The sequence below is a fragment of the Flavobacterium piscis genome (genome assembly GCF_001686925.1).
Classification (GTDB): Bacteria; Bacteroidota; Bacteroidia; order Flavobacteriales; family Flavobacteriaceae; genus Flavobacterium; species Flavobacterium piscis.
This window is the reverse complement of record NZ_LVEN01000014.1, coordinates 1-1,730: the sequence shown is the minus strand read 5'-3', so window position 1 is coordinate 1,730 and position 1,730 is coordinate 1. Positions and strand designations below refer to the sequence as shown.

The 1,730-nt window shown below is 34.8% G+C and carries 1 protein-coding gene; it reads right to left on the bottom strand.

Features of this window, described 5'->3' with window-relative positions; translation table 11 throughout:
• Positions 1–236 precede the first annotated feature (236 nt).
• Positions 237–1,532 carry a cryptochrome/photolyase family protein gene (locus tag FLP_RS09640; protein WP_065449319.1) on the bottom strand — a complete coding sequence of 432 codons (1,296 nt, stop codon included), beginning with the start codon at positions 1,530–1,532 and terminating at the stop codon, positions 237–239.
• Positions 1,533–1,730: the final 198 nt, after the last annotated feature.

The following is a 1,730-nucleotide window of genomic DNA, read 5'->3' as shown; positions in this document are numbered from 1 at the left end:
GAACCCCAGCGGGGTGGTATATTTTATAATCTTTACGGCAATTATATGTCGCTCCGCTGGAGCTTTAACATGATGATGTGTATCTTTTCTATAAATATATCGTCCCTCTGGGACTTGAATTGTCTTTATATTCTGTCGGTCTAAATATCAGGCAATTTTGTACTTGCCTACTCAAGTTTTAAAGCATCAGATGTTTGGGATTTGGTCCCGAAGCTTCGTGTAAAAAATTTGGAATTTTATTTAATTATCCCCGCCTTATATGTCGCAATTGCACGATCTCTCGCAAAAGCATGATCCACCATTGGTTCATTATATCCTAAATCAAATTCAGGAATCCATTTACGAATGTAGATTCCTTTTTCGTCGAATTTCTTTAGTTGAATTTCCGGATTAAAAACCCTGAAGTATGGTGCTGCATCGCAACCTGTTCCTGCTGCCCATTGCCAGTTGCCTACGTTTGATGCCAATTCGAAATCCAGTAATTTCTCGGCAAAATAAGCTTCGCCCCATTGCCAGTTAATAAGTAAATGTTTGCATAAGAAACTGGCGACAACCATACGAACACGATTGTGCATATAACCGGTTTCGTTAAGCTGACGCATTCCTGCATCGACCATTGGGTAACCCGTAGTTCCGGAACACCAGCGCTTAAAATCGTCTTCGTTATTGCGCCATTGAATGCCATCATAAGCCGACTTGAAATTGTGATTCACGCAATTTGGGAAATTGAACAGAATCTGGATAAAGAATTCTCTCCAGATTAATTCGCTTAAAAAAGTCTGGTTTTTCTTGTTGGCCCAATTCACTAATTTTCGAATACTAACAGTTCCAAAACGTAAATGTGGAGAAAGATAAGATGTACTGTCTAATGCTGGAAAATCTCTCGTTTCTTTATAATTGCCTATTTGCGTTAAGTTGTGGGGCAATACTTTTATACTGCTTCTTTCAAAACCAATTTTGGATAATTCAGGAAAGTTAAAATTGTTCTTAGCAAAATTTATAAACAAAGGTTTTGTATCGTATTCAAAAGCTTGTCCTGAAAGATGGTATTTCTCCAGCCATTTATTTTTATAAGGCGTATAAATGGTATAAGGAAGTCCATCAGCTTTGGTGATTTCTTTTTCTTCAAAAATCACATGATCTTTGAATGAAAAAGATTCAATGTCATTTTTTCTTAATAATTCCTGAATTGATAAATCACGTGTAATAGCGTATGGTTCGTAATCTTTATTAAAGAATACTTGATGAATGTCAAATTCGGAAACAAGTGATTTCCAAACCTCAAAAGTTTTTCCTTTTTTTATTAAGACTGATGAATCAATTAGTTGAAGTTGTTCGTTTATTGCTTCAAGTGAATCGTAGATGAAACTGACTCTCGCATCATTTTCAGGAAGATTTTCTAAGATATCGTCGTCAAAAATAAATAACGGAATTACCGGAAAATCAGATTGCAGGGCATTGAATAACCCGATATTATCATCAAGACGCAAATCACGTCGAAACCAGAAAAAAGTAACTTTTTGTTTTGTCATTATAAGTAACGCTATTTTTGTTTGCTACGAATTCAAGAATTTTTTTAACCGATCAATTGAATTTACTATTATAATTCGTGAATCCGTTGCGATTTTTTCATCTATGGAATCTGTGGAATAAAATTCTTTGAATTGAAGAGTTCCTCAATATTTTTGTGGCGCTATTCTAAAATAGTTTTCAGTTTATTTTTTACCTTT